The organism is Corynebacterium uberis, assembly GCF_020616335.1.
Lineage (GTDB): Bacteria > Actinomycetota > Actinomycetes > Mycobacteriales > Mycobacteriaceae > Corynebacterium > Corynebacterium uberis.
Genome location: NZ_CP085051.1, coordinates 2,004,907 through 2,030,062, shown reverse-complemented (window position 1 = coordinate 2,030,062; position 25,156 = coordinate 2,004,907). Strand labels below are relative to the sequence as shown.

The 25,156-nt window shown below is 65.5% G+C and carries 21 protein-coding genes and 3 tRNA genes; 10 read left to right on the top strand and 14 right to left on the bottom strand.

The genetic code is table 11. The features are described from left to right. Positions 1-41: 41 nt before the first annotated feature. The 3 genes from LH390_RS09210 (at position 42) to LH390_RS09200 (ending at position 3,401) form a co-directional block, all read left to right on the top strand. Positions 42-124 (top strand) — tRNA-Leu (locus LH390_RS09210). 863 nt (positions 125-987) lie between these two features. Further along, complete coding sequence (locus tag LH390_RS09205) at positions 988-1,968, top strand: hypothetical protein (protein ID WP_227281596.1); 981 nt, start codon at positions 988-990, stop codon at positions 1,966-1,968. Between the two features lie 722 nt (positions 1,969-2,690). Continuing rightward, positions 2,691-3,401, top strand: coding sequence for a class F sortase (locus LH390_RS09200; RefSeq protein WP_227281597.1), 711 nt, complete (start codon positions 2,691-2,693; stop codon positions 3,399-3,401). Positions 3,402-3,465: 64 nt separating this feature from the next. Here the strand turns inward: LH390_RS09200 and bcp are convergent, their stop codons facing one another. Further along, positions 3,466-3,948 (bottom strand): thioredoxin-dependent thiol peroxidase, encoded by a 483-nt coding sequence (gene bcp / locus LH390_RS09195; protein ID WP_227281598.1) that lies wholly within the window; start codon positions 3,946-3,948, stop codon positions 3,466-3,468. 89 nt (positions 3,949-4,037) lie between these two features. Here bcp and LH390_RS09190 point away from each other — a divergent pair, with 89 nt between their 5' ends. The 3 genes from LH390_RS09190 to LH390_RS09180 are packed head-to-tail and all read left to right on the top strand — an operon-like array spanning position 4,038 to position 5,686. Next, a complete protein-coding gene (locus tag LH390_RS09190) occupies positions 4,038-4,316 on the top strand; it encodes a DUF3618 domain-containing protein (RefSeq protein WP_227281599.1) in 279 nt (92 codons plus the stop codon). A gap of 18 nt (positions 4,317-4,334) precedes the next feature. Next, positions 4,335-4,817 carry a hypothetical protein gene (locus LH390_RS09185; RefSeq protein WP_227288206.1) on the top strand — a complete coding sequence of 161 codons (483 nt, stop codon included), beginning with the start codon at positions 4,335-4,337 and terminating at the stop codon, positions 4,815-4,817. Then, entirely contained in the window at positions 4,814-5,686 is an 873-nt protein-coding gene (locus LH390_RS09180) for a hypothetical protein (RefSeq protein ID WP_227281601.1), read from the top strand. The genes LH390_RS09185 and LH390_RS09180 overlap by 4 nt, the downstream gene beginning before the upstream one ends. On the opposite strand, the gene LH390_RS09175 is transcribed toward LH390_RS09180, so the two are convergent. From LH390_RS09175 to LH390_RS09130, 10 genes are all read right to left on the bottom strand, one after another. Beyond that, positions 5,633-6,184, bottom strand: a complete 552-nt coding sequence (locus LH390_RS09175; protein WP_227281602.1) for a nicotinamidase — start codon at positions 6,182-6,184, stop codon at positions 5,633-5,635. The two genes, LH390_RS09180 and LH390_RS09175, sit on opposite strands and share 54 nt — an antisense overlap. An 11-nt stretch (positions 6,185-6,195) precedes the next feature. Next, entirely contained in the window at positions 6,196-6,672 is a 477-nt protein-coding gene (locus LH390_RS09170) for a gluconokinase (protein WP_227282712.1), read from the bottom strand. A 53-nt stretch (positions 6,673-6,725) separates the two neighbouring features. After that, positions 6,726-7,961, bottom strand: coding sequence for a D-mannonate dehydratase ManD (manD, locus tag LH390_RS09165; RefSeq protein ID WP_227281603.1), 1,236 nt, complete (start codon positions 7,959-7,961; stop codon positions 6,726-6,728). A 67-nt stretch (positions 7,962-8,028) separates the two neighbouring features. Next, on the bottom strand, positions 8,029-9,480 hold the full coding sequence (locus LH390_RS09160; RefSeq protein WP_227281604.1) for a glycoside-pentoside-hexuronide (GPH):cation symporter: 1,452 nt from the start codon (positions 9,478-9,480) through the stop codon (positions 8,029-8,031). Further along, complete coding sequence (locus tag LH390_RS09155; RefSeq protein ID WP_274709872.1) at positions 9,477-11,546, bottom strand: cytidylate kinase family protein; 2,070 nt, start codon at positions 11,544-11,546, stop codon at positions 9,477-9,479. The genes LH390_RS09160 and LH390_RS09155 overlap by 4 nt, the downstream gene beginning before the upstream one ends. 134 nt (positions 11,547-11,680) lie before the next feature. After that, positions 11,681-13,531 (bottom strand): beta-glucuronidase, encoded by a 1,851-nt coding sequence (gene uidA / locus LH390_RS09150; protein WP_227281606.1) that lies wholly within the window; start codon positions 13,529-13,531, stop codon positions 11,681-11,683. Positions 13,532-13,611: 80 nt separating this feature from the next. Continuing rightward, on the bottom strand, positions 13,612-15,048 hold the full coding sequence (locus LH390_RS09145; protein ID WP_227324278.1) for a mannitol dehydrogenase family protein: 1,437 nt from the start codon (positions 15,046-15,048) through the stop codon (positions 13,612-13,614). Continuing rightward, positions 15,045-16,460 carry a glucuronate isomerase gene (gene uxaC / locus LH390_RS09140; RefSeq protein ID WP_227281608.1) on the bottom strand — a complete coding sequence of 472 codons (1,416 nt, stop codon included), beginning with the start codon at positions 16,458-16,460 and terminating at the stop codon, positions 15,045-15,047. Before uxaC ends, LH390_RS09145 begins: the two co-directional genes overlap by 4 nt. A 146-nt stretch (positions 16,461-16,606) precedes the next feature. Continuing rightward, positions 16,607-17,716, bottom strand: coding sequence for a LacI family DNA-binding transcriptional regulator (locus LH390_RS09135; RefSeq protein WP_227288205.1), 1,110 nt, complete (start codon positions 17,714-17,716; stop codon positions 16,607-16,609). 172 nt (positions 17,717-17,888) lie between these two features. Continuing rightward, a tRNA-Lys gene (locus tag LH390_RS09130) sits at positions 17,889-17,964 on the bottom strand. Positions 17,965-18,353: 389 nt separating this feature from the next. On the opposite strand from LH390_RS09130, the gene LH390_RS09125 reads away from it, so the two are divergent. The 4 genes from LH390_RS09125 to LH390_RS09110 all read left to right on the top strand — a co-directional run bounded on the left by LH390_RS09125 (position 18,354) and on the right by LH390_RS09110 (position 23,288). Beyond that, a complete protein-coding gene (locus LH390_RS09125) occupies positions 18,354-19,508 on the top strand; it encodes a L,D-transpeptidase (RefSeq protein WP_227281609.1) in 1,155 nt (384 codons plus the stop codon). A 510-nt stretch (positions 19,509-20,018) separates the two neighbouring features. Beyond that, positions 20,019-22,199 carry a hypothetical protein gene (locus tag LH390_RS09120; RefSeq protein ID WP_227281610.1) on the top strand — a complete coding sequence of 727 codons (2,181 nt, stop codon included), beginning with the start codon at positions 20,019-20,021 and terminating at the stop codon, positions 22,197-22,199. 36 nt (positions 22,200-22,235) lie between these two features. Beyond that, complete coding sequence (locus tag LH390_RS09115; protein ID WP_227281611.1) at positions 22,236-22,886, top strand: ATP-binding cassette domain-containing protein; 651 nt, start codon at positions 22,236-22,238, stop codon at positions 22,884-22,886. A 141-nt stretch (positions 22,887-23,027) separates the two neighbouring features. Beyond that, positions 23,028-23,288, top strand: coding sequence for a hypothetical protein (locus LH390_RS09110; protein WP_227281612.1), 261 nt, complete (start codon positions 23,028-23,030; stop codon positions 23,286-23,288). A 93-nt stretch (positions 23,289-23,381) separates the two neighbouring features. Here the strand turns inward: LH390_RS09110 and LH390_RS09105 are convergent. The 3 genes from LH390_RS09105 to cmrA form a co-directional block, all read right to left on the bottom strand. After that, a tRNA-His gene (locus LH390_RS09105) sits at positions 23,382-23,454 on the bottom strand. A 49-nt stretch (positions 23,455-23,503) separates the two neighbouring features. Then, entirely contained in the window at positions 23,504-24,193 is a 690-nt protein-coding gene (orn, locus tag LH390_RS09100) for an oligoribonuclease (RefSeq protein WP_227281613.1), read from the bottom strand. Positions 24,194-24,278: 85 nt separating this feature from the next. Next, positions 24,279-25,085 (bottom strand): mycolate reductase, encoded by an 807-nt coding sequence (gene cmrA / locus LH390_RS09095; protein ID WP_227281614.1) that lies wholly within the window; start codon positions 25,083-25,085, stop codon positions 24,279-24,281. Between the last annotated feature and the right edge of the window lie 71 nt (positions 25,086-25,156).

Below are 25,156 nucleotides of genomic sequence, written 5' to 3'. Positions count from 1 at the left end.
TACCCGCCTGAAGGCAGTGCACTATACTGAATCATTGTTGCGCGCCCGTGGCGGAATAGGCAGACGCGCTGGATTTAGGTTCCAGTGTCCGACGGACGTGGGGGTTCAAGTCCCCCCGGGCGCACTGGTTTTTTAGCTCGGAGAGTTCCCCGTGGGGGCGGGGTCCTTCCGGGCGTAGATGGGGGTTTAGGGGAGTCGGCAGTGTTTAGTACACCGCGGTGCAATTCGGTGGCCTGTTCCCGCAGGTAGGGGAAGTGGAAGTACTATTGGCCTAACTCGCAAGAGTTGTTTATTTATACCTAGATACAAATTTTATATTGCGAAACTAATTCCATTGTGGCGTCTGGGTACTGCGGTGTGTGTCCGCGATCATCGACGGTAGGGCGGCGCCGAGGGTCGCCGTGTGGGTTGTGAGTGTGTGATGTGGGCAAACAGGGGAGAAATTAAGGTCCACTCCCGAGTTGTGGGCGCGGTCGTGCTGGTTCGCTAGTGTGATCGGGCGCACGCGAGTCCCATGACTGGTGTGGCGAAGCAATTGTGCTAAACCATAGCGCTGAGGTGGGATAAGAAGCCTTTGCAAACCTGTCGAAGGCGCAAGAGGCAGAAAGATAGTGCCGGTAGTGCAGTTGTTTGGGGCCGGTGTATAAGCGGCGAATGTGGCCCCCAATCCGGTGGGGGTAGCGGGGGTAGTTTCATGGCAATTGCGGGTGTCGGTTTCTCGCCCGATGGTGTCCGTTTTTGTTGTATAGCGATGCGTGGCACAGCGGTGCTGTGGACCGAGCCATCGGGTTATCTGCATTGGCAACTCCGGCGCGCTAAGGCAATTGGACAATCGCGGCCAAGGCCTTTGTGCCGGGAGTCGGCGGTGCCGCCGCCACGCCGAGCGTGATCGCGGCCCTGCGCATCCATGCTGAGGGTTGCATAATGGGAAGCTATAAAGCGCCGGTGTGCGCCGAGACTTTGTGACAGACCGTCAGGAGAGTAGCGATGTCAGATTCCGATTTTTGGGTTGAGCACAATGGCCCCGGACAGGGCCAAGACAGCGGCAGTCCAGGATGGGGCCAGCAGGTCGAACCCGAACCCCAGCGCAAAAACTGGACAGGGGTGGTCGCCGCGGTCATTGGAATCATCGTGGTCGCCGCCCTCATCGCCGCCTCCTGGTACTGGGTGCTCCATAAAGACCCCGAACCCACCGCCGCCCCGGTGGAGACAACCGAACAATCGGCACCGACGGCGAGCCCCGCGGCGTCGCAAAGCGAACAACCACCTGCCCAGGCGCAAGCCGACGTCTGCTCGCTGGACTACCTACACCGCTCCCCGGGCACAGAAAAGCTCAACCTAGTCATGTACTGCGACGGCGCCTGGATGCAAAGCGGCCTTGCCTACTCCGGAGACATTCGCATCTACCACCTCGTCGACGGAGCGTGGCAAGAATACAGCCGCCACGGAGTCACCGACACCGGATGGGGCTGCATGGACACCGCACAGATGGACCGAGACGGCGTGCCCGAGCAAGTTCGCAAGAAAGTCGTGCGCTGCGATAAGTCCCCCACCCCCACCCCCACTCCCCGCACCCACACCAGCCCAGACGCACCCCCCTTGGTCAGCAAATCCGCCGGCTACCCGCTCTTCCTCAACCACTCCGGCTGGGAAGGAACCCCAGACGCCCAATGCAACTCCATAGACACCTGGGTCTTCGCCGGAAAAAGCCCACGCACCGACCTAGTCATCTGCGAAAACCCCGACAACGGGCGCTACTACTACCGCGGACTGCGCGACGGCATGGGCTTTGAAGCCGACGTAGACATGTCCACCGCTAACCCCGACCACGGATACTTCCGCGTCCCCGCCAACCCCAACACCATCCTGGTCGACGGCTACACGCTGCGCGTCCTCGACGGGGCCGGCGCCACGGTGGTTAACGAGGAATTCACCTCGGCGTATATCAACGAAGACCTCCTGCGGTAGCGGGCAAGGGTCCCGAGGGCGGGGTGCACGGCGGGCTGGCTGTGTGCCCCGCCCTTTTTGTGTGTGGTGGGGGAGGGGGCTGGGGTGCTGCCGCTTTGGGCCGTGTGGTGGGGGAGGGGGCTGGGGTGCTGCCGCTTTGCAGCGTGTGACTGGTGTGGTTTACAGAGTGCGGTTTCGGGGGTGAAAAGGCGCCGTTTCGGGGGTGATTTGCGCACTTGCCCTGTCACACCAGTCACACGGTGTCGGGAGAGGTCCCGACGGGCAGGGGCGTTGCGAGGGAGGACGGTGCCCCGGTCGGGGTGGGCGGTGCGGCGGCCTTGCGGTGCCCCGCTTTGCAGCGTGTGGTGCGGGAGGGGGCTCTGCGGTGCCCCGCTTTGCAGCGTGTGACTGGTGAGGTTTACAGAGTGCGTTTTCGGGGGTGAAAAGGGGCCGTTTCGGGGGTGATTTGCGCACTTGCCCCGTCACACCAGTCACACGGTGTCGGGAGGGGCCCCGGGGCGGGGCAGGAGCGCCGCAGGGGCCCGGGGACGGGAGGGCGCCCCGAGGGGAGGTCGGTGCGGGCAGGGGGCGTCGGGAAGCGGGCTGCGAAGGGCGCAGCGCGGCTGGGGCAACGCCCTGGTCACGCACGGATTCTTGGGGCCTTATATAAAAGGTGGGCGCGGGGGGTCGTTGGTGGGGAGTGGCGGCTGCGTGGGGGTGGCGGCCCAGGTATCTTTTAGGGCATGTCTGAATTTGGTGATGGTCTAGATGAAGGTTCGTCGAGCGTGCCGGTTGGCGGTGATCAGCGGGCGTTGAATCGGCGTACGCTCATCGCGGCAATTCTGGGGCTCGTGGTGGTTGTGGCGTTGGCGGTGTGGGGCTTTGTGTCCTGCGGGTCTGATAATGATTCGCAGGCGGGCTCGGCGGCGGAGACGAGTGTCCCGGCCGTGGATGATTCCGGGGCGCAGGAGCATGAGATGGAGGCCGCCCCCGGGGAGCACGACGGGGTGCAGAGCATGTCCATGACCGCTGGTGGGCAGACCGCCCCGGTGGATTTGGTGCAGCTGACGGACCAGGGTGCGTTGCTGCCGCCGCAGGATATTTCCAAGCTGGGCTGGTATTCGGCGTCTGCGGTGCCTGGCGATGAGGGTGACGTGGGCTCTTCAGTAATTACCGGGCACGTCAACTTTGCGGGGCAGGGTGATGGTTTTGCCCGCCGCTTCGTGGATATGAAGGTCGGTGAGGAGTTCACCGTGAATGTGAACGGGGAGGATCGGCAGTTCCGGGTCACTGAGGCGCCGGTACACGTGACCAAGGGTGCCGACTGGCCCGAGGTGGTCAACAACACCACCGGAGAGAACAAGCTGGTGCTCATTACTTGCGGTGGTGAGTTTGTGGGCGGCCAGTTGGGCTATGCCGACAACATCGTCACTGTCGCAGAGCCGGTGCGCTAGCAGAGCAGCCTATGGCGCTAGCGGTGGCCGCCCCCCGCTAGCGCACTTGGGTGTTCGCGGTGCGCTAGAGCTCAATGTCGCGCAGGATCCGGGCCACGTGCCCGGTGGCCTTGACGTTGTACCAGGCTTGGGCGATGGTGCCGTCGGGGGCGACGAGGAACGTGGAGCGGATGACTCCGTGGACGGTCTTGCCGTAGTTTTTCTTTTCCCCGAAGGCGCCCCAGGCGCTGAGGGTGGTTTTGTCCGGGTCGGACAGGAGGGGGAAGGTCAGGTCGTGGTCCGCGGCGAAGCGGGCGAGGGCTTCGGGGCTGTCGGGGGAGATGCCGATCACGGCGACGCCGTCGCCATCGCCGAGTCCGTTCAGTTGGGTGAGGCTGTCGCGGAAGTCGCACGCCTCGGTGGTGCATCCGGGGGTGTTGGCGCGGGGGTAGAAGTAGACGATGACGTGGCGCCCGGAGTAGTCGGACAGGCTGACGGTGGTGCCGTGGGCGTCGGGAAGCGAAAATGCTGGGGCGGGGTCGCCGGGAGAGAGTCGAGGGGAAGTCATGTCGCCCACTCTAACCGGGGGTATCGGATGGGGGCTAGACTATGCGGGAGGTATCTGTAGCCAAAAATCTAACTACTGGGAGAAGACACGTGGCACGCAGCATTGAAGATATTCAGCGCGACATCGAGCGCACCCGCAGTCAGCTGGCCAGCACGCTGGACCAGCTGGCGGATCGCAGCAAGCCGAAGAACTTGGTTGATGATGCCAAGCGGCAGGCGACCGCGCGTCTGAAGGACCCGGAGGCGCAGAAGATTCTGCTGGTCAGCGGGGCTATTCTTGCCGGCTTGATCGTGGTGGGGGTGCTGCGCAGCCGCAAGCGTGGCAACGATATCAAGGAGCTGCAGCGTTTGCTGGCGGGCCGGGACTAGTCTGACTAGGCTACTGCCGTGGATCGCAACGTAGCTGTCATCATTGGCTCTGCTGCTGCCGCTGCCATCGCCGTGGGCGTGGCCGCGGGCACGTGGCTCTATTCGCATAACCACGAGCAGCCCCACCCGGCGGCTGCCCCGGAGACGACCGTCAGCGCAACCACGACGGTGTCTGGCACGTCGCAGCAGACGACCCCGCAGCAGGAGGCGCGCCCGCGGGCGCAGCTACCGGGGGATGCGGAGCCGGTCAATGATGCCGCGCGTTCCCAGCAGCCGACTGGGGACTTTAACAACGTGTACAAGTCCGGTCCCACCAGCGATGATTTTGCGTTGGCGGTGCGCGATGAGTGGGTGCGGGCCTACTTGCAGGATCGGCAGCTGGAGCGTGACGTGGTGGTGTTCAGCCCGGTGACCAGCTTGTATTACTCCATGCATTGTGCGGATCGGGGCGGCTACGTGCATTGCACCGGCGGCGACAACGCCAACGTGTACATCGCATGATGGTGTGTCGCCGAATCGTCTTGGGCCTGCTGGCCGTTGGCTGCGCGGTTGCCGTGGGCGGCTGCACTATTGATCGTCCCGGCTCCGCGCCGGCGGATTCGTCGCACCCGTCTGCCGTCCCGGCGCCCACGGTGCCGGCGCCCCATCCGTCGGCGGCGCCCGTTTCTTCCCTGGATGAGGTGGTTGCGGGGCTGCCCGGAACCGCCGGGGTGGCGGTCTTTTCCCCAGGCCAGGAGCTCGCGGCGGGGTTTCAGGATCCCGCCCCGGGGTGGTCGACCATGAAGGTCCCGGTGGCCATCGCCGCCCTGCGCGCCGGGGTGGGCGATGCTGCGACCGTCCGGCGGGCGATCACCGCTTCTGATAATGACGCCGCCGCGGCACTGTGGTCCGCCCTGGGCACCCCCGAGCAGGCGGGCCGCGCCACCACCGCGGTGCTTGCCGACGCCCCCGGCCCCCAACCGAGCGCCCAAACCCGCACCGTCCGCCCCCCGTTTTCCGCCTTCGGCCAGACGCAGTGGTCGGTGGCACAGCAGGCGCGTTTTGCCTCCGTGCTGCCGCAGCTTGATGGCTCCGGCCCAGTGACTGCGGCGATGGGCGCCATCGTGCCCGAGCAGTCGTGGGGGCTGGGTCGGCTGCCCGAGGCCCGCTTCAAGGGCGGGTGGGGCCCGGATGAGTCCGGCGCCTACCTGGTGCGCCAGCTGGGCTATATCGACCGTGGGGCGCAGTGCGCGCCGGTGGGTATCGCGGTGCTGGCCAAAGCCGAGGACGGCACCTTTGAGTCGGCGACCGCGATGCTGAGCACCATGGCCGAAAGGCTAGACCAGCTGCGCGCCGGCAGCCTGCATCTCTTCGAGTGCCCGCGCCCCTGAGTCCGGGGCAACGGCGGAGACTAAGTCGGTGAGCACGCGCACCTCGAAGCCGGCTGACAGGGCGTCGAGGACGGTGGCGCGGACGCAGAAGTCGGTGGCTATGCCGGCGACGTCGATACGCGTGACGTCCTGATCGCGCAGCCAGCGCTCCAAGGACAGGCCGGTGGCCTCCGTGCCCTCAAAACCGCTGTAGGCGGCGGTGTATTGGCCCTTGCGGAACACGGCGTCGAAGGCGGCGTCGGCGAGCGCGGGGTGGAACTGGGCGCCCGCGGAGTCTGCCCGGCAGTGGACGGGCCAAGAATCAACAAAATCCGGCTGCTCACTGAAGTGAGAGCCGGGATCAATGTGCCAATCCTGGGTGGCTATGAGGTGGCGGTAGGGGTGGGGGCCGGCGAGCAGCTGCGCCAGGCCGGCGGCCACCCGGTCGCCGTCGGCGGTGGCAAGCGCGCCTCCGGGGCAAAAATCATTCTGAACGTCAACGACGATAAGACTGGTCATGCCCCATTATCTTAGGCGCGGGAGGCCACCCACGCAGCTGCTTTATCCGCCACAGCGTCCGCGGGGGCGGCGATGTCAAACACCGCGCCCGCCTCGTCGCTGCCGAGCGGCTCGAGGGTAGCCAGCTGGGACTCGAGCAGGCTGGAGGGCATGAAGTGCCCCTCGCGCTGGTCCATCCGGGAGGCCAGCACGTCGACGTCGCCGTGGACGTGGACGAACTCCACGTCGGGGCAGGCCTGCCGGATGAGGTCCCGGTAGCTGCGCTTGAGGGCGCTGCAACCGATGACCCCGCCGTCATGGGCCTGGGCTAACCACTGGCCAACCTCTTTGAGCCAGGGCCACCGGTCCTCATCATTGAGCGGCTGGCCGGAGGCCATCTTGTCGATGTTGGCCTGGGGGTGGAGATCATCACCATCGCGATAGCTCACGCCGAGGCGCTCGGCCAGGAGGGTTCCGATGGTGGTCTTGCCCGCACCGGAAACACCCATGACCACCACGCGGGGTGCGGATGTTGACTGTGTCACGTGCTGTAGCACTCCTCTTACCAGTTGTGTACGGTGCCGTCTGCCAGGCGGTTGTAGGGCAGGTAGGCCTGCTCGTAGGGGAACTTTTCCGCGATCTCCGGGTGGAAGGTCACGCCCAGGCCCGGGTTATTGCCCGGGTGCAGCAGGCCGTTTTCAAAGGTCATGGACGTCTCAAAGACCTCCAGGGTCTCCTTGGAGTGCGTCATGTACTCCTGGGCGCCGTAGTTGTGGATGCTGATGTCCAGGTGCAGCTCGGCAGCGAAGCCGATGGGGGAGACGTCCGTGGGGCCGTGGAAGCCGGACTTGATCTGGTACGGCTCGGCCTGGGCCATGACCTTCTTCAGCGGCGAGATGCCGCCGAAGTGCGTGGTGGCGCAGCGCACGTAGTCGATGAGCTGGTTGTCAATGAGGTCCTTGATGTCATAGACCGAGTTGAATACCTCGCCGATGGCCAGCGGCGTGGTGGAGTGCTCGCGGATGATGCGCAGGTTCTCCTGGTTCTCGCCGAGGGTGACATCTTCGAGCCAGAACAGGTCGTAGGGCTCAAGGTCCTTGGCAAAGCGGGCCGCCTCGCGGGGGGTCAGGCGGTTGTGGCCGTCGTGCAGCAGCGGCAGCTCCGGTCCGAACTCGTTGCGCACGGCCTCAAAGACGCCGGGCACGTGGCGCATGTAGGCGGCGGAATCCCAGTCTTCCTCGACCGGCCAGTCGCCCCGGTTGGCCGGCTCGAAGTCATAGCGCTGGCCGGAGGACTGCTCCTGGGCGGCAACGCCGTAGAGCTTGTCGATGCCCGGCACGGAGGTTTGCACGCGGATCATGGTGTAGCCCAGGTCCATCTCGTAGCGGATGGAATCGAACAGGCTCTCCAGGTCGGTGCCGGAGGCGTGGCCGTAGGCGCGGGCGCCGGTGCGGCAGGCCCCGCCGAGCAGCTGGTAGACCGGCATGTTGGCCATCTTGCCCAGGATGTCCCACAGGGCCATGTCCACCGCGGCGATGGCGGCCATGGTTACCGGACCGCGGCGCCAGTAGCAGGAGCGGTAGAGGAACTGCCAGGTGTCTTCGATGTTCTTGGCGTCGCGGCCAACCAGCAGCTGGCAGACGTGCTCCTTGAGGTAGGCGGCGACGGCGAGTTCGCGGCCGTTGAGGGTGGCGTCGCCCACGCCGACGACGCCGTCGTCAGTAGTGATTTGCAGGGTGACAAAGTTGCGGGAGGTGGAGAAGACGAATACTTCTGCCTTGGTGATTGTGCTGCTCATTGTGAGACTCTCCTGAAAAGTGTGCGTGGTGGGGCGATCCCGCCCCACCGGTTTGATAGTACCAATACTAGGGGGTGGGGGTGGACGTGGGCGCCTCCAAGGAATCGGCGTGGCCCGAGATCGAACCGAACTTGGCCCGCTTCTCCGCGATCGCCGCCATGACCTCCTGGAAACGCTCCTCCGTCAGCGGGTAGGACATCATGATCAAGCAGGCCGCCAAGAAGCAGCCGCCCGCGAAGATCGCCAGCCACAGGCCCATGGACGCCAGCACCTCATTGGCCTGCGTCATGTGCCCGCCGCCGTCACGGGCGACATACCCGGCCAGGGACAGCACCGCGCCTGCCAGCGCCATACCGACGCCCTGGCCCACCTTGCGGGTGAAGGAGAACGCCGCATACGTGGCGCCCTCGGTGCGGATGCCGGTCTGCAGTTCCCCGTACTCCACGGTGTCCGCCTCCAGGGCCCAGGTCATGGTGTTGAGCACAGCCATGCCCGCACCCGCGATGAACAGGCCCACCAGCGCCAGCCACAGGTTGGCCAGGTGCGAGGTGCCCAGCCAGAAGATGATCATCCCGGCCACCGTGAACAGGGCGGCGATGATAAAGCCGCGCTTCTTGCCCAGGTAGCGGGTGATCGCCGGGCCGAAGGGGCCCATGTAGAGCACCGCGCCGGTGGTGATGATGGTGACCACGGTGGGGGCCCAGTTGCCGTCCGTGAACTGGCCCAGCAGGTCCAGGCCAATGTAGATGCCCATCGCGGAGACCACGTTTTGGCCGGTGAGGTAGAAGAAGGAGGAGGCGCACAGCCGCAGCAGCGGGCCGTTGCGGCGCACCGTGTCCAAGGTGTCGCGCAGGGAGACCCGCTCGACCTCCCGGACCACGCGCTCCTTCGCGGTGATAAACGTGATGGCAAAGAACACCGTGCCTACCACCAGGAAGACGATCGCGGTGAACAGGAAGGTCCGCTGCAGGTTGGCCGCGGCCTTGATCTGCGGGGCCAGCAAGACGCCGAGTACCAGGATGGTAAATCCGGAGCCGACCATGCGGGCGGCGGACATCCGTGAACGGTCCTGGGGGTCCTGGCTCATCGCCCCGGCCAGGGAGCCGAACGGGATGTTGACCAGGGAGTAGAGCAGGCCGAGCAACGCGTAGGACACGGTCGCCCAGATCACCTTCATGGTGTAGTCAGTGACCGGGATCCAGAAGCACAGCAGGTTGGAGGCCAGCAGCGGCACCGAGTACCACAGCAGGAAGGGGCGGAACTTGCCCCACTTGGTCATGGTGGAGTCCACCAGCCGGCCGGCAAAGATATCCGCAAAAGCGTCCCAGACCTTGATGAAGATGAAGATCATGGAGGAGTGGCGAGGATCAAGCCCCACCACGTCCGTGTAGTAGACCAGCAGGAATAGGCCGGTCATTTGGAAAGCGATGTTGCAGCCCGCGTCGCCGAAGCCGTAGCCGATGACGCGCTTGAGCGCCAGGTTGCCTACGCCGTGCGTGGGGGTTGTTGTAGTGGTCATTGTGCGGCCTCCGCGCGCATCTTCTCCGACGTGTACGCCGGGTATTTGTCCTTGTAGGTCTCCGCGATGATGTCCACGATCTGCTCGGCGGACAGGGATCCGGAATTGAGCACTAGGTCGTAGTACTCGTCGTCGTTGGGGTTCCATTGGTAGAGGGACCGGGCCATTTCTGCACGCAGGCGGTCCTCGGTGTAGCACTGTTCGCGTGCGGCATCACGCGGCAGACCGGTGAGCTCTTCGACGCGTTCCACGCGCTTCTTCAGCGGTGAGACGATGCGCACGTGCAGCGCACCGACCACCCGGCCCAGCACCAGGGCGCTGTTGCGGCCCATGATGACCGCGCCGCCGTCGACGGACTGGAGCACGTTGAGGGTGTTCTCATTGGCCATCTTGCGGTTGGCCGTCAGGTTCGAGGCGTTGGCCAGGTCCGAGTCCGTAGAGGACAGGGACATTCGGCGCAACCACCGGTCGAAGCCGGAGTCGGTGAGCACCGCGGTGCCGGCGATGTCGGGGGCGTCGACAAGCTCATCGGAGCTAAACGCCTGCGGGATGTAGGGCACGCCGAGCCGCTGCGCCAGCGCCGGGCCGATGTCCGTGGCGCCCGAACCGCGCAGGCCGAACAGCGTGACAATCGGCGGGTGCGGCTGGTCCAGGCGAGACAGCAGCGTGTTGCGGTTGCCCTGCGCGGTGACCCGCACCCGCTCGGTGTCCACGCCCTTGGTCTGTGCCACCGCGTCCTGGGTGCGCCGCTCGTGAAGCTCCGCGACCGCCCGCGCGTGCACTGACGCGGTGAGGTTGTAGCCGATGGCCACCAGCACAGCGCAGCCGCCCAGCGCCGCCGGCACTAGCCCCGTGGCAATACGGATGCCCAAAAGCGCGTGGTCGGTTTGCACGGGCGCCTTGGCCACGTAGCCAAACATGCTGATGATTGCCGCCCCGGCCCAGCCGCCGACGCCCTGGCCCACCTTGCGGATGAAGGAAAGGATGGAATAGGACCCGCCCTCAGACCGGATGCCCGAGCGCCACTCGCCGTAGTCCACGGTGTCCGCCTGCATGGAGAACATCAAGGCGTTGGTGCCGCCCGAGCCCATGCCGAACAGGAACCACACCGCAATGGCGATGGGCAGGTTGCCCGCCGGGATGAAGAAGATGCCCACATAGGCGATGACGGCGCACATGCCAAAGGTCATGTAGCCATTGCGCTTGCCCAACCGCGCCGTGACCATGGCGGTCAGGGACGCGGCCAGCACGCCGCCGACCGTCTGCGCGAGCATCAGCCACACGTAGTAGGACGCGCTGCCCAGCACATAGGTGGCGTAGTACATGCTCACCGCGTTCATGGTGAACATGGCGCCCAGCAGGAAGAAGGCAGCCAGGCACAGCATGAGCAGCGGCCGGTTGCTGCGCAGCATCCGGAACGTGGCGCGGAAGGAGATCTTGCCCTCCGGGCGCTGCACGGTCTCCCGAGAGTTGAGGAAGCAGATCAGGTAGAACACCACGGCCAATAGGGCCAGGCCCGCGCAGGTCAGGGTGAACTTCAGCCGGATGCCGTCGACGGCGGTGTCCCGGAACTGCGGCGCGATGGCAAAGCTCAACGCCACGCCCGTGACCGCACCCGCAATGGCGCGCGCGCCGGCGAGCTTGGAGCGGTCCACCGGGTCCTGTGTCATCGAGGCGGCCAGCGAGCCGTAGGGGATGTTGACAAAGGAGTAGCCCAGCTGGAACAGGGCGTCGAAGAGGAACACCCAGGCCACGGTCAGCGCCGGGCTTAAGCCCGCCGGGACGCTAAACAGCAGCACAAAGCACACTGCCAGCGGCAGGGATCCGAACAGCACCCAGGGGCGCAGCCGCCCCCACCGGGTATCAAAGCGATCCACCGTCTGGCCTGCGATGAGGTCAGAGGCTCCCGCCCAGAATTTGGTGATGCCATAGATCGCGCCGGCGGTGGCGGCGCTAATTCCGGCGATCTCCGTCATGTAGACCAGCAGGAACATGGAGGTCATCATGAAGGAGAGGTTGTTGGCCGCATCGCCTAGGGCATAGGACAAGACGCGGTGGGAGGGCATCTTGCCCGCGTTCAGGCGCGGGGAGGCGGATGCGCTGGTAGTGGTGGTCACGGTGGCTCCTGGTTAAGGAAACGGGACGGGGAGACTAGCCCCTAGGCGCAGGGGAGAAGGGGCTAGCGCTGACCTAGCGGGTACTAGGGCAGCTCGGGGCTACGGCGGCCGTAGGCGGCGGCGTCCATGGACGTCCAGCGCTCCTTGAGCCAGCGCGCGGCGGCCTTGGGGCGGCGGTCGCGGGTGAAGGCGCCCTTCTTGTTGCCGTCGACGCGCGCGAAGCCGGCTTTGGTCTGGAAGTCCGCGAAGTTCCACATCTGCTCGCCGATGACGGCGGGGCACTCGTCGAAGCACCGGGAGGTCTCTGCCAGGTAGGTGACCTGGTAGTCCTCGGTGAAGGGCTGGTCATAGATGGAGTGCAGGCCGGCGACGGTATCGGCGCCGTACTCGGTGACGATGATGGGCAGGTTGTACTTCTCGGACCAGCCCTTGAGCTCTGCGGACAGTGCCTGCGCCGCGGAGGTCATGTCGCCGGGCATGAGGTACCAGCCGTAGTAGCGGTTGATCATGAGCACGTCGAACAGGTCAGAGATCTGGCACTTGTCGTAGGGCGCGAACATGACGTTGACGTAGCCGACGGGGCGGGTCGGGTCGCAGTCGCGGGCCAGTTGGGCCAGCGGCTCGAAGTATTCGCGGGCGCCGTCGGAGGCGGTGTCGGGCTCGTTGGCAATGGACCACAGGACTACGCTGGGGCGGTTCTTATCGCGGGCGATCAGGCGCTCGATTTCCAGCTTGTGCTGGGCTTGGGTCTGATCGTCAACGTGGCCCTTTTCAAAGGTTTCGCCGCCGTCGGAGTCGATGATGCCGCCGCCCATCTTCCAGTTCAGGCCCACCGCGGGGGTCTCGTCGATGACTACGATGCCGTGGCGGTCGCAGTGGTCCATGAACTCTTCGGAGTAGGGGTAGTGGCTGGTGCGCAGGGAGTTTGCGCCGATCCAGGCCAACAGCTCGGTGTCCTGGATCATGTGGGCGTTGCTGTGGCCCTTGCCCAGGGTCTCGTGGTCCTCGTGCATGCCAAAACCGGTGAAGTAGAAGGGCGTGCCGTTGATGAGGAACTCGGTGCCGCGCACTTCCACGGTGCGGATGCCAAAGGGCTGGAGGTATTCGTCGATGGTGGCGCCGGCGGCGTCGAGAAGCGTGATGCGCATGTCGTACATCCCGCCGATGCCGGGGGTCCAGATGACGGCGTCGTCGATGCGGCAGGTGCCGGTGGCTCCGTCGGCGGTGGCCACGACGGTGCCGGTGGGCTGGTCGAGGATTTCCACGCGCACCTGCGCTGCGGCGGCATCGGCTTCAGGCCCGCCGGCCTGGCTGATGTCCCAGGAGACGATGCCGGTGGTGCCGTCGATGTCGGTGGTGATGGTCACGTCATCGACGCGGCGCGCCGGGCGGGCGTAGAGCACCACCGAGCGGTGCAGGCCGGAGTAGTTGTAGAAGTCGTGCAGGTAGTTTTGCTGCCGACGCCCATCGGCAAGCTCAACGACCTGTCCCGGGGGGATGCAGGTGTTGTCCAGCCGGTTGTCCACGCGCACGGTCAGGCGGAACTGCTCGCCCGCGGTGACGTGCTCGGTGACGTCAAACTCGCACGGCATGTAGCCGCCCTTGAAATCGCCCACGTGGGCGTCATTGGCCCACACGCTGGCGTGGTGGGTCACCGACCCAAAGCGCACCACGATCTGCTGGCCGTCCCAGCCGCGGGGCACGCGCACGGTGGTCTGGTACCACCAGTAGCCCACGTGGTTGCGCACCTTCGTGGAGGCGAATTGGTCATTGACGCTGGCGGGCACGGCGATCTCCGTGGTGCCGGGCAGGGTGTCGGCGAACAGGCGGCGCTCTTCGCCGTCATTGTCCCAGTCGACCAGGAAGCGCCAGGTGCCGTCCAGGATGCGGTGTTCGCGGGTGGATGATTCCACCGGGGCCAGTTGAGAAAACATGAGGATTACTCCTTGGAAGTAGGAAGAAATGCGGGGCAGGGGGCAGGGGGGCAGGGGCGGATGCCGGATACCGCAGGCAGCTAGGACGCCTCGGCGCGCAGCTCCTCGACGAGCCCGGCGATGAGCTCCACCGCCGCGGTGTCGGCGGCAAGCTCCTCGTCGAGGACACCCACCAGCGCGGCGACGGGGGTGTCGCTGGTGCAGGCTGCGGCCAGGTCGGCGGCGCGGGTGTCGCGGATCTCTTCGCCGCGCTCGTTGACTCCGAGCAGGTAGGTGATCCACGCGGCAAGCGAGAATGCGGCGGCTTGTCCGCTGCGGCCGGCGGCGCGTTCGGCGTGCAGGATCGCTGCGGCGCGCATGCGCTGCTTGGTGGCCCCGTCGGTGCCGATCTGCACCAGAGAGTGCCGGATGCGCGGGTTTTCAAAGCGCTCGATCAGGCTGGCCCGGTAGTCGGGTACGGCCAGTTCGGGTGCGGTGAGGTGTTCGGCGGCGGCGTCCCAGAGGGCTTCGACGCGCTGCCGGATCTGCGGGTCGGAGATCGCTTGGTCCACGGTGTCGTGGCCGCGCAGTTGCCCGTAGTAGGCCATGAGCGAGTGGGAGCCGTTGAGCAGCCACAGCTTGCGGCGTTCGAAGGCGTCGATGTCGTCGACGAATTGTGCGCCGGCCTTTTCCCAGTCGGGGCGCCCGGCGGGGAAGTCGCCGCAGATGACCCAGGAGGCGAAGGGTTCGGTGACTACTGGGGCGGCGTCGGCAAAGCCGGTTTCCTCGGCGACGTCGGCGATGAGTTCATCGGTGGTGGCCGGGGTGATGCGGTCGATGGAGGTGGAGGGGAACGTCACGTGGTCTTCGACCCAGGCGGCCAGTTCGGGGTCCACGGCGCGGGCCATGCCCAGCACGGATGCGCGGGTGGTTTCCCCGTTGGCGGAGATGTTATCGCAGCTCATCACGGCGATTCCGGATTGCTTATCGACGCCCCCTTCCAGTGCCGCTTTGCGGGCGCGCAGGCCCACCAGGACGCGCCCGGCGGCGGTGACCAGGTCAACCTCGGCGTCGGAGGCGGTGCTGCCGCGCAGGGCGGCGATGTCCGCGGCGACCTCGGCGTCGTCAGTGTCTAACTCGCCCGCGGCGGTGAGGTGGTAGCCGGCTTCGGTGACGGTGAGGGTGACCACGGCGACGTCAGGATTGGCAAGCAGTTCGCACAGCCGGGCCGTATCGGTGGCTGGCCGGGGGTCCACCAGGGACCAGATCAGCTGCGGGGTGTCGCCGCTGCCGGAACGCTCTACCAGGGTGTACAGGCCGTCTTGGGGGGCGAGCGCTTCAGCCAGCTCGGGCCCCAGCCCGGTGAAGGAAGCGTATCCCCATTGCGGGTCGCCGGCGGGGTCTTCTGCGTTTTGGGTGTACCACACCTGGTGGGCGCGGTGGAAGGCGCCGAGCCCGAGGTGGACGAGCCGCACGGGCGGGGCGGGCGGGCAGGGTGCGGTGCTGCGGTTGAGCGGGGTGGGGGTTGCGGAGGTCATAGCTTGAACACCCTTCGGGGAGAGGCGTCGATCAGGTCGACGATGATGTCTGCGGCGCGGTCTTCGGTGATGCGGTGCTCGGCGACGAGCCGGGCGAGGTAGTTGGCCTCCACGCGCCGGGAGGTGTTGTGGCGCGCCGGGATGGAGCAGTAGGCGCGCGTGTCATCGATGAATCCGGAGTAGCGGCTGAAGCCGGCGGTGCCGGTGCTGGCCTGGCGGAAGCGGTTCATGGCGTCGATTTCGTCGATGAACCACCAGGGCGCGCCGAGGTAGGCGGCCGGGTAGTAGCCGGCCAGGGGGGCCAGTTCGCGGGAGAAGACCGTCTCGTCGATGGTGAACATGACGAAGTGGAAGTCGGGGTTTTCGCCGAAGGCGCTGAGCAGGGGCTGCAGGCCGTTGGTGTAGTCCATCCGGAAGGGGATGTCGTGGCCGGTATCCGCCCCGAAGGCATCAAATGCGCTGGTGGAGTGGTTGCGGTAGACCCCGGGGTGGATGGTCATGACTAGGTGGTCGTCTTGGGCCATCTCCGCGAAGCGGTAGGTCATGTTGGCTTCAAAGGCGGCGGCTTCGGCGCGGGTGGCTTCGCCGCGCAGTGCCTTGTCCAGGATGGCTTGGGCGTCGGCGGGGTCCAGCGGGGTGGAGTCCGCGTTGTGGGTGCCGTGGTCGGAGGAGACGGCGCCGTGGTCGATGAAGTACTGGCGGCGGTTGGCCAGGGCCTTGAGGTAGCCGGCGTATCCGGTGGCGCCGTCGCCGGCGGTGTCGATCAGCCGGGTGACATTGGCGGCGAAGTCCGGCAGGTAGGCCTTGGTGTAGGCGTCGGGCCGGAAGGTGGGCAGGATGCGGGGGCTAAAGGTGGTGTCTTCGGCGAGTTCGCGGTGGATGGCCAGGTCGTCGAGGGGATCGTCGGTGGTGGCCAGGACCTCGAGGCCGAAGCGTTCGGCGAGTTCGCGGGGCCGGAAGTCCGGCTGGGCGAGCAGGTCGGTGAGTTCGTCATAGATGGCGTCTGCTTCTTCATCGCTGCGCACCGATAGTCGGTCCGGGTTGATGCCAAAGACGTGTTCAAATTCTTGCTCTAGCCAGTACCCGGAGGCGGTGCCCGCGTAGAGGTCCCAGTGGTGGCAGAAGATCCGCCAGGCGGCGCGGGGGTCGCAGTCGTGGCCGCCGACGCCGAGGTCAGCGAGGTCCACGCCAGCCGAGTGCAGGACTCGGGTGAGGTAGTGGTCGGGGCTGATGAGCAGGGCGGTGGGGTTGGGGAAGGCCGCGTTGCTGCTAAACATTGCGGGGTCGAGGTGGCCGTGGGGGGAGATGATGGGTAGGTCTTCCACGCTGGCCAGCAGGCGGCGCGCGATGTCGCGGGTGCCGGGGTCGGCTGGCAGCAGCCGGTCGGGGTGTGCTGCGTGTGATGAACTCATATCACCATTGAAAAGTTCGACTAGGTCACAGAGCAATAAGTTGCCAAAAATTTCCCCCGAAACTTGCCGTGTTAATCAAATGGTGTGACCACAATCTCCCCCCGAGCCGCCCCGCTTATCGACGCCCCGCCCCGCGCCGCCCCCCGCTAGCGTAGCGCGCGCACGGAAGACTCCCGCACAATCAACCGCGTGGGCAGCACCCGCGGCCGCGCCGGCGGCTCCTTGACGCCCATGATCAGCGCGATGAGGTTGGCTGCCGCCACCCGACCCACCGCACGCAGCGGAGCGGCCACGGTGGTCAGCGAGGGAGTCACTATGGTGGTCACCTCCGTGTTATCAAAGCCGATGACGGCCACATCCTCGGGCACCCGCATCCCGTGGGCGCGGGCCTGCTGGATAAAGCCCACCGCCACCAGGTCGTTGAAGCACAACACCGCGTCGGTGCGCTCCCGGCACCAGCGCTGAAACGCCCGGCGCCCGCCCAGCGCCGTCGGCTCGACGACCCGGTGCATGCGCACGTTCATCCGCGCGAGCCGGCGGGCCTGATCGGCGGGGATCTGCGTGGAGCGGGTGAACGTGGCTGCCGCCGCGCCGAGGGGGGCCGACGGTGAGCCGACGGCGTCGAGAAGCCCGCGCCAGCGGGTAGCGTCCGCCCAGGAGCGATCCGGACCGGCCAGATAGGTAATCGAGCGTGCCCCCTGCTGCTCCAGGTGGATGGCTGCTTTGATTACGCCCTCGTAGTTATCCACCAGGACGCTGGGCACACCCGGAACCGGCCGGTTGATCACCACCGCCGGCATGGTGCGTGCCACCTTCTCAATGTCCTGGTTGGCCAGCCGCGAGGACGCCAGCATCACGCCATCAACGTGCCGCGTCAGCGCTTCGACGGCCTTGCGGGAGCGTTCCTCGTGCTCCTCAACGTTGGCAATGACCACCTGGATGCCCTGGGCGCGGGCAGCGTGCTCCGCCCCGCGGACGATTTCCAGAAAAAAAGGATTGAGCAGATCTGCAACGACGATGGCGATGTTGCCCGTAGGTGCCTGATCTAGGCCATCTGCCGCGTGCAGCGTGGCTAGCCTAGACTTGTAGCCCAATTCTGCTGCTGCCGTACGCACCTTTTCAGCGGTGGCGTAGCTAACCCGCCCCGGCTTACTCAGCGCGCGTGAAACCGTCGAGGGAGAGACTCCGGCCAGGTCAGCGACATCGTAGATGGTCACCTTTCCTGGGCGAGTCGTGGCATCACGGCCAATCGTCATGGAAGGCCATTATAGGAACAGCTGCAGCGCTACTGCTCAGTAGGGGGCTCGCGTGGCGCAGATCACTCAATTCCCCCCGAACGGGGGTGGGCGTGGAGGGTGGCCCGCGGCGTGGCGCACGGCTGCTAGAATACGAAAAACCCCGCTGAGCTGGGACTCAACGGGGGTGAGATGGTGCGCCATCAGGGACTCGAACCCCGAACCCACTGATTAAGAGTCAGTTGCTCTACCAATTGAGCTAATGGCGCAAACGGCGTCCGCCCGCAACGGGCAAGCGGCGTTGTCTCTGTTGCGAGCACCGTGGGCGCCGCAACGGAGAATCACTTTACTTCCCCGCCAATAAACTTACAAAATCGCCAGGTCACACACCGGTTTTGCGCTCCGCGCGAGAAGCCCAACGCCCAGGCGGATGGGAGATATGTGGGGTTGTATATCGATTCGGTCACGGTTGGTTGACTGCCCGGCGGTTGCTTCCCTCTTCGCGGGGAAGGCAAGTAGGCTGAGCCGAGCACGGTTGCTGGGGCTGCCCAACCTGGCCGGCCAACGCAACCGAAGCATTGATCGTGGCGATTTGAGGTTAAAAGTAGTGGCAGTGGCGTTTGTTGCTCGGTTGTCGCGGAGGAAGTCCGTGGCAGTAATGGCGGTAATGTCCGCGATGGCCATTGCGGTGGCGGGGGCAGTTTCATCGTGCACCATTGGGCGCGATACGGGCTCTGAGGCCGCCCATGCGGCGCAGGTGGAAGAGGAAAATCCGGCGCCGGTGGTCTCCGTCAAGGATGGCGCGCGCAAGGTGGATCCCTCCTCGCGCGTCAGCGTGGAGTCCCAGGATGAGACGCTACGCAAGGTCGTCATGACCAACGAGGACGGCAAACAGGTCGAGGGGGAATACTCCGAGGACCACAGCTCCTGGCGCACCACGGAGGACCTAGGCTACTACCGGACCTACACGGTCGAGGCTTTTGACGCCAACGGGGAGTCCACCACTGTCGAGTTTTCCACCGTGGAGCCCGACGGCGTGGCCGCCGTGAGCATTGCGCCTCTCGACGGCGCCGAGGTCGGCGTGGGCCAAACCATCGCCTTCCGCTTCGGCTATCCCATCGAGGACCGCAAGAAGGCCGAGCAGACCATCAAGATCAAGACCGAGCCCAAGGTCACCGGCGCCTTCTACTGGCTGAACAACTATGAGGTGCGCTGGCGGCCGGAGAAGTTCTGGAAGCCCGGCACCAAGGTCAGCGTGGAGGCCAACATCTACGGCCAGCCCTTGGGCGGGGGAATCTATGGTGACTCGTCCAACGCGGCGTCGTTTAGCATCGGCGATGAGGTCATCGCTGTGGCCGATGACGCCACCAAGACCATGACCGTGTACAAAAACGGCGAGGAACTGCGCTCCATCCCCATCTCTATGGGCTCGTCCCAGTGGCCCACGCCCAACGGCACCTACATCATCGGCGACCGCAACGAGTCCCTGGTCATGGACTCAGAGACCTTCGGCCTCGCCCACGATAAGGGCGGCTACAAAACCACCGTGCAGTTTGCCACCCAGATGTCCTACTCCGGGATCTACGTCCACGCGGCACCCTGGTCCGTGTGGGCACAGGGCAACACCAACACCTCCCACGGCTGCATCAACGTCACCACAGATGCCGCCCAGTGGTTCCAGCAGACCGTCAAGCGCGGGGACATTGTCAAGGTGAAAAACACCATTGGCGGTGACTTCTCCGGATGGGACGGGCTAGGGGACTGGAACATCCCGTGGAAGGAATGGAAGGAAGGCAACGCGCAGAGCAACTAGCGGCGGTGTCCGCATCCTGTTGCTCAGCGTTGCCCGCGCATGCGCGCCTACCCCGTCCCATCACTGTAGTCCCAGACATGACGGAAACCGTGCCTCCTAGGCATTGCCGCCGGTGCCTGGGGGCATTAGTCTGACCGAAACTGTGCTAGTCACACCCCGTGCTAGTCACCTCGCTGTCCGGAAGGGCCGTTTCATGAACAGCAGCGCCGCACCCCTGTTGTGCCCCGCGTCCTTAGCCGCATCCCATACGCGCCGCTGCCTGACCGCCCTATCTGCCCCCGTAGTCCTAGCTGCCCTATCTGGCAGTTAGAAAAACCGTGTTCAGGGCTTGAGCCTTGGGCTGAAGCTTCGAGCGCGCGACGCACCAGGCGTTGACGCACAGGCAGGACGCGCGGCGTTTCCACCACCCCTTATCCAACGCACAGGGGGTGGAAGCCCGCGCAGCGGATTTATGGTGACGGTGGACCGGTAGGGCCCACCCCCCGAAGGGACAACAGGGCGGGATACTAGGTGACACGTTTGATAACGCCCTACACGATCATTCGTGCGGCTTTATTGTTTGCCCTGTTGGCAACGGGCTTCCTTGCGGTTCAAACCACCATGCTGGTGGACGCGAACTACGCGCGCAGCATCTCTGCGGCCACTCGCTTAACCACCGGGATCTCCCCAGAGCGCGCACAAGCGCTCCTCGATGACATTGACCGGCTGTCCGTGGAAACAGACACCACCACGGTGGTGGACCGCACGGAGTTTGGAACGCGCACCTTCTATGTGGGCCGCGGCGGTGCGGGGCGGCGGTGGCTGGAAAGCGGGTACCAGTCCTACTCCCATGAGCGGGCCATCAAGGTGGTGCCGCTATCTGACCTGCCGGGCCATGAGATCCGGCAGGTCTTTGGCAACGCGGGCGGGCAGCGTTTCAACTCTCAGCTCGCCGATATTGCGTCGCGCTATGGGGTGGCCTCCGAACACTATGAGGGCCTTGAGCATGATCTCATCGGGGCGACCCCGGTGCCGCTGGGCTTGGGCGTGGTCACGGTCACCTCGGCCGGCCTGATTCTGCTGGCAGTGCTGCTCAATAGGCGGCGCTACATCGTGGATCGCCTGCACGGGGAGTCGGTGGTGACGCTGTGCAAGCACGACGCAGTGGTTGCACTGAGCCCGCTAGTGCGGGTGCTGCGCGCGGGTGTCATCGTGGCCGGCTTTGCGCTGGCAGGCTATACCTCCTTTGATGGGGCGATTTCCGTGCTGCGCTATAGCGCCCAGTTTGTGGCGCTGGTAGGCCTGGTGTGTGCCGCCACGTGGGCGGGGGCGGTGGCGGCGGTGTCGTGGCTGGGGACCGTGCCGCCGTGGGGGTGGCGCGTGCGCCCGTTTATGGACCTCGGCTCCAGCTACGCGGTGCGCTGCGCCGTCTGCGCGTTGATGATCGTCTCTGCGGTCTCGTGCGGGCACGCGGCGCAGCAGTTTGCCCGCCAGCAATCGATGATCGTGGATTTGGGCCACGTCAGCGGGCTGGTCCGTGCTCAGGGCGGGGCCCTTCGCCCGCTAGCTGGCGGTGCTGATGCTGCGGGTGCGACCTCGCTGGCAGACCTGTGGCAGGGCGACGAGGAGCGCGCCCAGCAGATTGCCGATGCCACAGCCGCGGCGCTGGCCTCTGGAAAGGCCGTGGAGTTTCATCTCTTCGAATCCGCCAAAGGCGCCCAGGTGGTGGCTATGAACCGCACGGCTGCGGGCACCTTTTTGTCGGCCGCCGCCCAGGAGCGGATCCGCCAGCTGCCAACTGATGTGGGCATTGTGCTGGCCGCGCCCCCGGAGGAGCAAGAAGACCGTGCCGAAAATTCGCACAGCGAACCTACGGGTCAGGGCGCACGTCATGGCGGTGATGAGGCCGCCGCGCGTGAGGTCTACCACGAGGCAGAGCAACCCGCCGAGCAACCCGCAGACGAGCTCGCAGAAGAACCTGCCGCGGAGCCCGCCGAGCAACCGGCCGAGCAACCCGCCGTCCAGCCCGCAGAGCAGGACGCCAGCCCGAACGGCGAACAGGAGTATGACCCCGATGCCGCGCAACCGAGCACCGCGGAAGGCACTGTGCCGGAGCCTCCGCGCGCGGTGGCGGAGCTCGGCCGCCAGGTGTTCCCGGGCCGGGACTTGTGTGCGCAGGCGGGGTGCGTGGTGGCGACCGTCGCAACGCATTTTCATTTTCAAGTGTTTAATCCGCTGGTGGATACGGGGGAGCAGCACCGTGGTGTGGTGTTGGAGCACCCGGTGGTGGTGATTGTTCCGGATGATTTCCGGCCGGTGCATGCGGTGGAGACGCTGGATAGTTTGGCGGCGGGCACGATCCTTTTTGCCAATGAGTCCACGGCGCGTGAATTTGTGGCTCTGCCGGGGGTGGATGGGGCGGTGTTCCAGCCGCGCAGCGTGGGGGATGTGTGGCTGGATCAGCATCGCGTGGACGGCATTGTGGTGCGGGTGGGGCTGTTGTGTGCGGTGTCGTCCATCGTGGGGGTGTTGGCGTTGGCGATGGCCTGTGCTGCGGTGGTTTCTCGGGTGTGTGATCCGGCGCTGCGGGTGGGCTATTCCTTTGGTCTGAGCTGGGATTGGAGGTTTCGGTGGCTGTTGTGTGCTGAGGGGGCGTGGGTGCTAGCGGCGAGCGTGGTGGCCGGCGTGTGTGTTGCGGCGGTGGGCCAGTAGGTGTTGTGGCGTGATTGAGTGATTGAGGGAGCAATTGTGGTTGATATTAAGGTGACGGCGGCCCGCAAGCGGGTGGGGCGTCGGGATGTGTGGTCGGGGCTGAATTGTGAGTTCCGTAAAGGGGCGCTGCACGCGGTTGTGGGGGCGTCGGGAGCGGGTAAGTCGACGCTGCTGCGGTGCGTGGGCTTGACGGATCGGTTGTCTGCGGGGCAGGTCAGCTATGATTCGGTGGATTTGAATGCGGCGTCGGCACGCGAGCGGCGGCAGCGGCGGCGCGCGTCGGTGGGGTTTTTGTTTCAGGACTATGCGCTCATGGATTTTGACACTGTGCGGGCGAATGTTGCTTTCGTGCACGGGGGAAAGCTGAGCCGGCGGGCGTCTGATCGGCTTATCGACGGCGCCTTGGAGCACGTGGGCTTGGCCGGTCGCGGTGGGGAGCGCATCCATGAGCTCAACGGGGCGGAGAAGCAGCGGGTGGCCCTGGCCAGGATTCTGGTGCGCGACGTGGAGGTGGTGCTGGCCGACGAGCCCACCGGCGCGTTGGACATGAAGAACGCGGAGATGGTGGTGGGCATTCTAAGCGAGTATGCCCTGGCTGGGGCGTGCGTGATTATTGCCACTCATGATCCGTGGGTGGTCTCCCACGCGGATTCGTGTGTGGATCTAGATATTTACTGCCCCGGGTAGGCGGCGCGAGGCAGGGCGGTGGGGTGTCACGTGGAGGGCACAAATATGTCACAAAATCGGCACAACCCTTGTAAACAAAGGAAGCGCTGCATTTACTTGATGGTGTCCGGCACCACCGTCCCTATCGCTTCAGGAGACCCCATGTCTGTTCACCTGTCTCGCCTGACAATTCCAGCCTGGCTTGCCCTCATTGTGCCGTGGGTGTGCGCCCCGTTCGTCGGCGGCGACATGCCTGACTGGATGCAAACCACCTATTTTGGCCTGTGCGTACTCATAGGCGCCTTCGGGCTCGCCGTGGCCTGTGCCTCCCGCAAGTGGGCGCTGGGCGTGGCCTCGGTGGTGTCTGCTGCCGCCTGGCCGATCGTCCTGCTGCTTGTGCTGCGTTTCGCGGCGTTTAACTAGGGGTGCGCCGCAGCGCCAGGCTGCGGCCGCGTACCTGCTGCGGGCACAAGAAAACCCCCTCGCCGCTGCCCCGCGGTGAGGGGGTTTCTTCGGGGTGGATGACGGGGCTCGAACCCGCGACACCCAGGATCACAACCTGGTGCTCTACCAGCTGAACTACATCCACCATCTGCTGTATCAAACAGCGAGAATTACCTTAACCCACGCGCGAAGATTTACAAAAACTGCTGGTAGGCGGCGGTAGCTTCCTCTTGGGCGGCGGTGGCTTCCTCGGAGGTGGGGCCGGGTTGGGCTACGAATGCCGCGCGCCGGTAGTAGTCCAGCTCGCGGATGGACTCCACGATGTCCGCCAGCGCGCGGTGGGCCATGCCCTTGTCTGGCTGGTGGTAGTACACGCGCGGGTACCAGCGCCGGGTGAGCTCCTTAATAGAGGAGACGTCGATCATGCGATAGTGCAGCGCCGCGTCCAGCCGCGGCATCTCCGCCCGAATGAAGGAGCGATCCGTGGCAATCGAGTTGCCCGCCAGCGGGGCCGGGTGCTCGGGATCGCAATACTTATCGACGAGCTCCAGCACCGCCTCCTCAGCCTGCGCAAGAGTGGTCTGGGAGGCACGAATCTCCGCGAGCAGTCCGTTGGTTTCATGCATGTTGCGCACAAAATCATCCATCTGCTCCAGCTGTTCCTCGCTGGCGTGCACCACCAGGTCCACGCCCGGGTCGAGGATGTTGAGCTGCGCATCCGTGACCAAGGCTGCCACCTCAACGATGGTGTGCCGGGCTGGGTCGAGCCCGGTCATCTCCAGGTCGATCCAGACCAGACGATCGTTCTTGGGGGCCACGGCGGGTGCGGGGTCTGCGGACTCTGCGGGCTCGGTGTGCTCGGCGGGCGCTGTGGATTCAGTCATAGGTGTCCTTGCTGTCCTTCCATTTCGGCTGCCTCCACTGTAGGGCGGCACAGCCATTCCAGCCCATCAAGGATACCGGTCAGGCTTAACCCATCTTCGCGTAGAACTTGCCCATCAGCGGTGCCAGCAACCCGGTGGGCGCGTAGGTGGAGATGGTGTTCATGGCCTTGCCCAAGGGGCCGGGGACGACGCGGCGCTTGTTGGCGGCCAGTGCGTCGAGGGTTTCGGTGGCACAGGAGGTGTAGGTGGTCCACAGGAAGTCGGGGACCACTTTGTCCACGATGGTTTTGTCTTGTTCTGCAATGGTGTCCTCGCGTACCGGGCCGGGGGCGAGCAGGGTGCAGTGCACGCCGGTGCCCTTGAGTTCGTAGTGCAGGGCCTCGGTAAAGGCGTTGACGCCAGCCTTGGTGAACACGTAGGTGGCGTTGTTGGGGATGGGCACGTTTCCGGCGGCGGAGCCTACGTTGCAGATCGCCCCGGTGCCGCGGGCGACCATGGGGCCCACCACGGCGTGGGTGAGGCGGAAGACGGCGGTGGCGTTGAGGTGGAACTGGGTGGTTTCATAATCCCAGTCCTGCTGTAAGAAGGGGCCAAAGCTGGCTATTCCGGCGGAGTTGATCAGGATGTTGATCTCTTTGTCGGCGATGTGCTCGATGAGTCGGGTGACTTCCTCGGGGCGGGCGAGGTCGCAGGGGAAGGGCTGCGCGGTGATGCCGTGGGCGTCGATAAGCTCATCGGCGAGGGTGCGCAGGACGTCGCCGCGGCGGGCGACCAGGATGAGGTTGTGGCCAAAGGAGGCGAGCTGCCGGGCGATGGCTTCCCCGATGCCCTGGCTGGCTCCGGTGATCAGTGCGGTGGCGCGTGTGGAGGGGTGCGGCAGGGTGGCGGTCATGACTGGTCCTTTGCGTTGTCACTGCGTATCGACGTCGCGTTCATGCTACCCGCGCTACCCCCGCGGGGCTG

Bases quoted from the DNA above. Each gene is read 5' to 3' on its own strand.
- LH390_RS09125 (WP_227281609.1), top strand. From the start codon at position 18,354: ATGGCGGTAATGTCCGCGATGGCCATTGCGGTGGCGGGGGCAGTTTCA.
- LH390_RS09160 (WP_227281604.1), bottom strand. From the start codon at position 9,480: ATGACCACTACAACAACCCCCACGCACGGCGTAGGCAACCTGGCGCTC.
- uxaC (WP_227281608.1), bottom strand. From the start codon at position 16,460: ATGAGTTCATCACACGCAGCACACCCCGACCGGCTGCTGCCAGCCGAC.
- cmrA (WP_227281614.1), bottom strand. From the start codon at position 25,085: ATGACCGCCACCCTGCCGCACCCCTCCACACGCGCCACCGCACTGATC.
- uidA (WP_227281606.1), bottom strand. From the start codon at position 13,531: ATGTTTTCTCAACTGGCCCCGGTGGAATCATCCACCCGCGAACACCGC.
- LH390_RS09155 (WP_274709872.1), bottom strand. From the start codon at position 11,546: ATGCCCTCCCACCGCGTCTTGTCCTATGCCCTAGGCGATGCGGCCAAC.
- LH390_RS09205 (WP_227281596.1), top strand. From the start codon at position 988: ATGTCAGATTCCGATTTTTGGGTTGAGCACAATGGCCCCGGACAGGGC.
- LH390_RS09175 (WP_227281602.1), bottom strand. From the start codon at position 6,184: ATGACCAGTCTTATCGTCGTTGACGTTCAGAATGATTTTTGCCCCGGA.
- LH390_RS09200 (WP_227281597.1), top strand. From the start codon at position 2,691: ATGTCTGAATTTGGTGATGGTCTAGATGAAGGTTCGTCGAGCGTGCCG.
- LH390_RS09170 (WP_227282712.1), bottom strand. From the start codon at position 6,672: ATGGGTGTTTCCGGTGCGGGCAAGACCACCATCGGAACCCTCCTGGCC.
- orn (WP_227281613.1), bottom strand. From the start codon at position 24,193: ATGACTGAATCCACAGCGCCCGCCGAGCACACCGAGCCCGCAGAGTCC.
- LH390_RS09135 (WP_227288205.1), bottom strand. From the start codon at position 17,716: ATGACGATTGGCCGTGATGCCACGACTCGCCCAGGAAAGGTGACCATC.
- manD (WP_227281603.1), bottom strand. From the start codon at position 7,961: ATGAGCAGCACAATCACCAAGGCAGAAGTATTCGTCTTCTCCACCTCC.
- LH390_RS09145 (WP_227324278.1), bottom strand. From the start codon at position 15,048: ATGACCTCCGCAACCCCCACCCCGCTCAACCGCAGCACCGCACCCTGC.
- bcp (WP_227281598.1), bottom strand. From the start codon at position 3,948: ATGACTTCCCCTCGACTCTCTCCCGGCGACCCCGCCCCAGCATTTTCG.
- LH390_RS09180 (WP_227281601.1), top strand. From the start codon at position 4,814: ATGATGGTGTGTCGCCGAATCGTCTTGGGCCTGCTGGCCGTTGGCTGC.
- LH390_RS09110 (WP_227281612.1), top strand. From the start codon at position 23,028: ATGTCTGTTCACCTGTCTCGCCTGACAATTCCAGCCTGGCTTGCCCTC.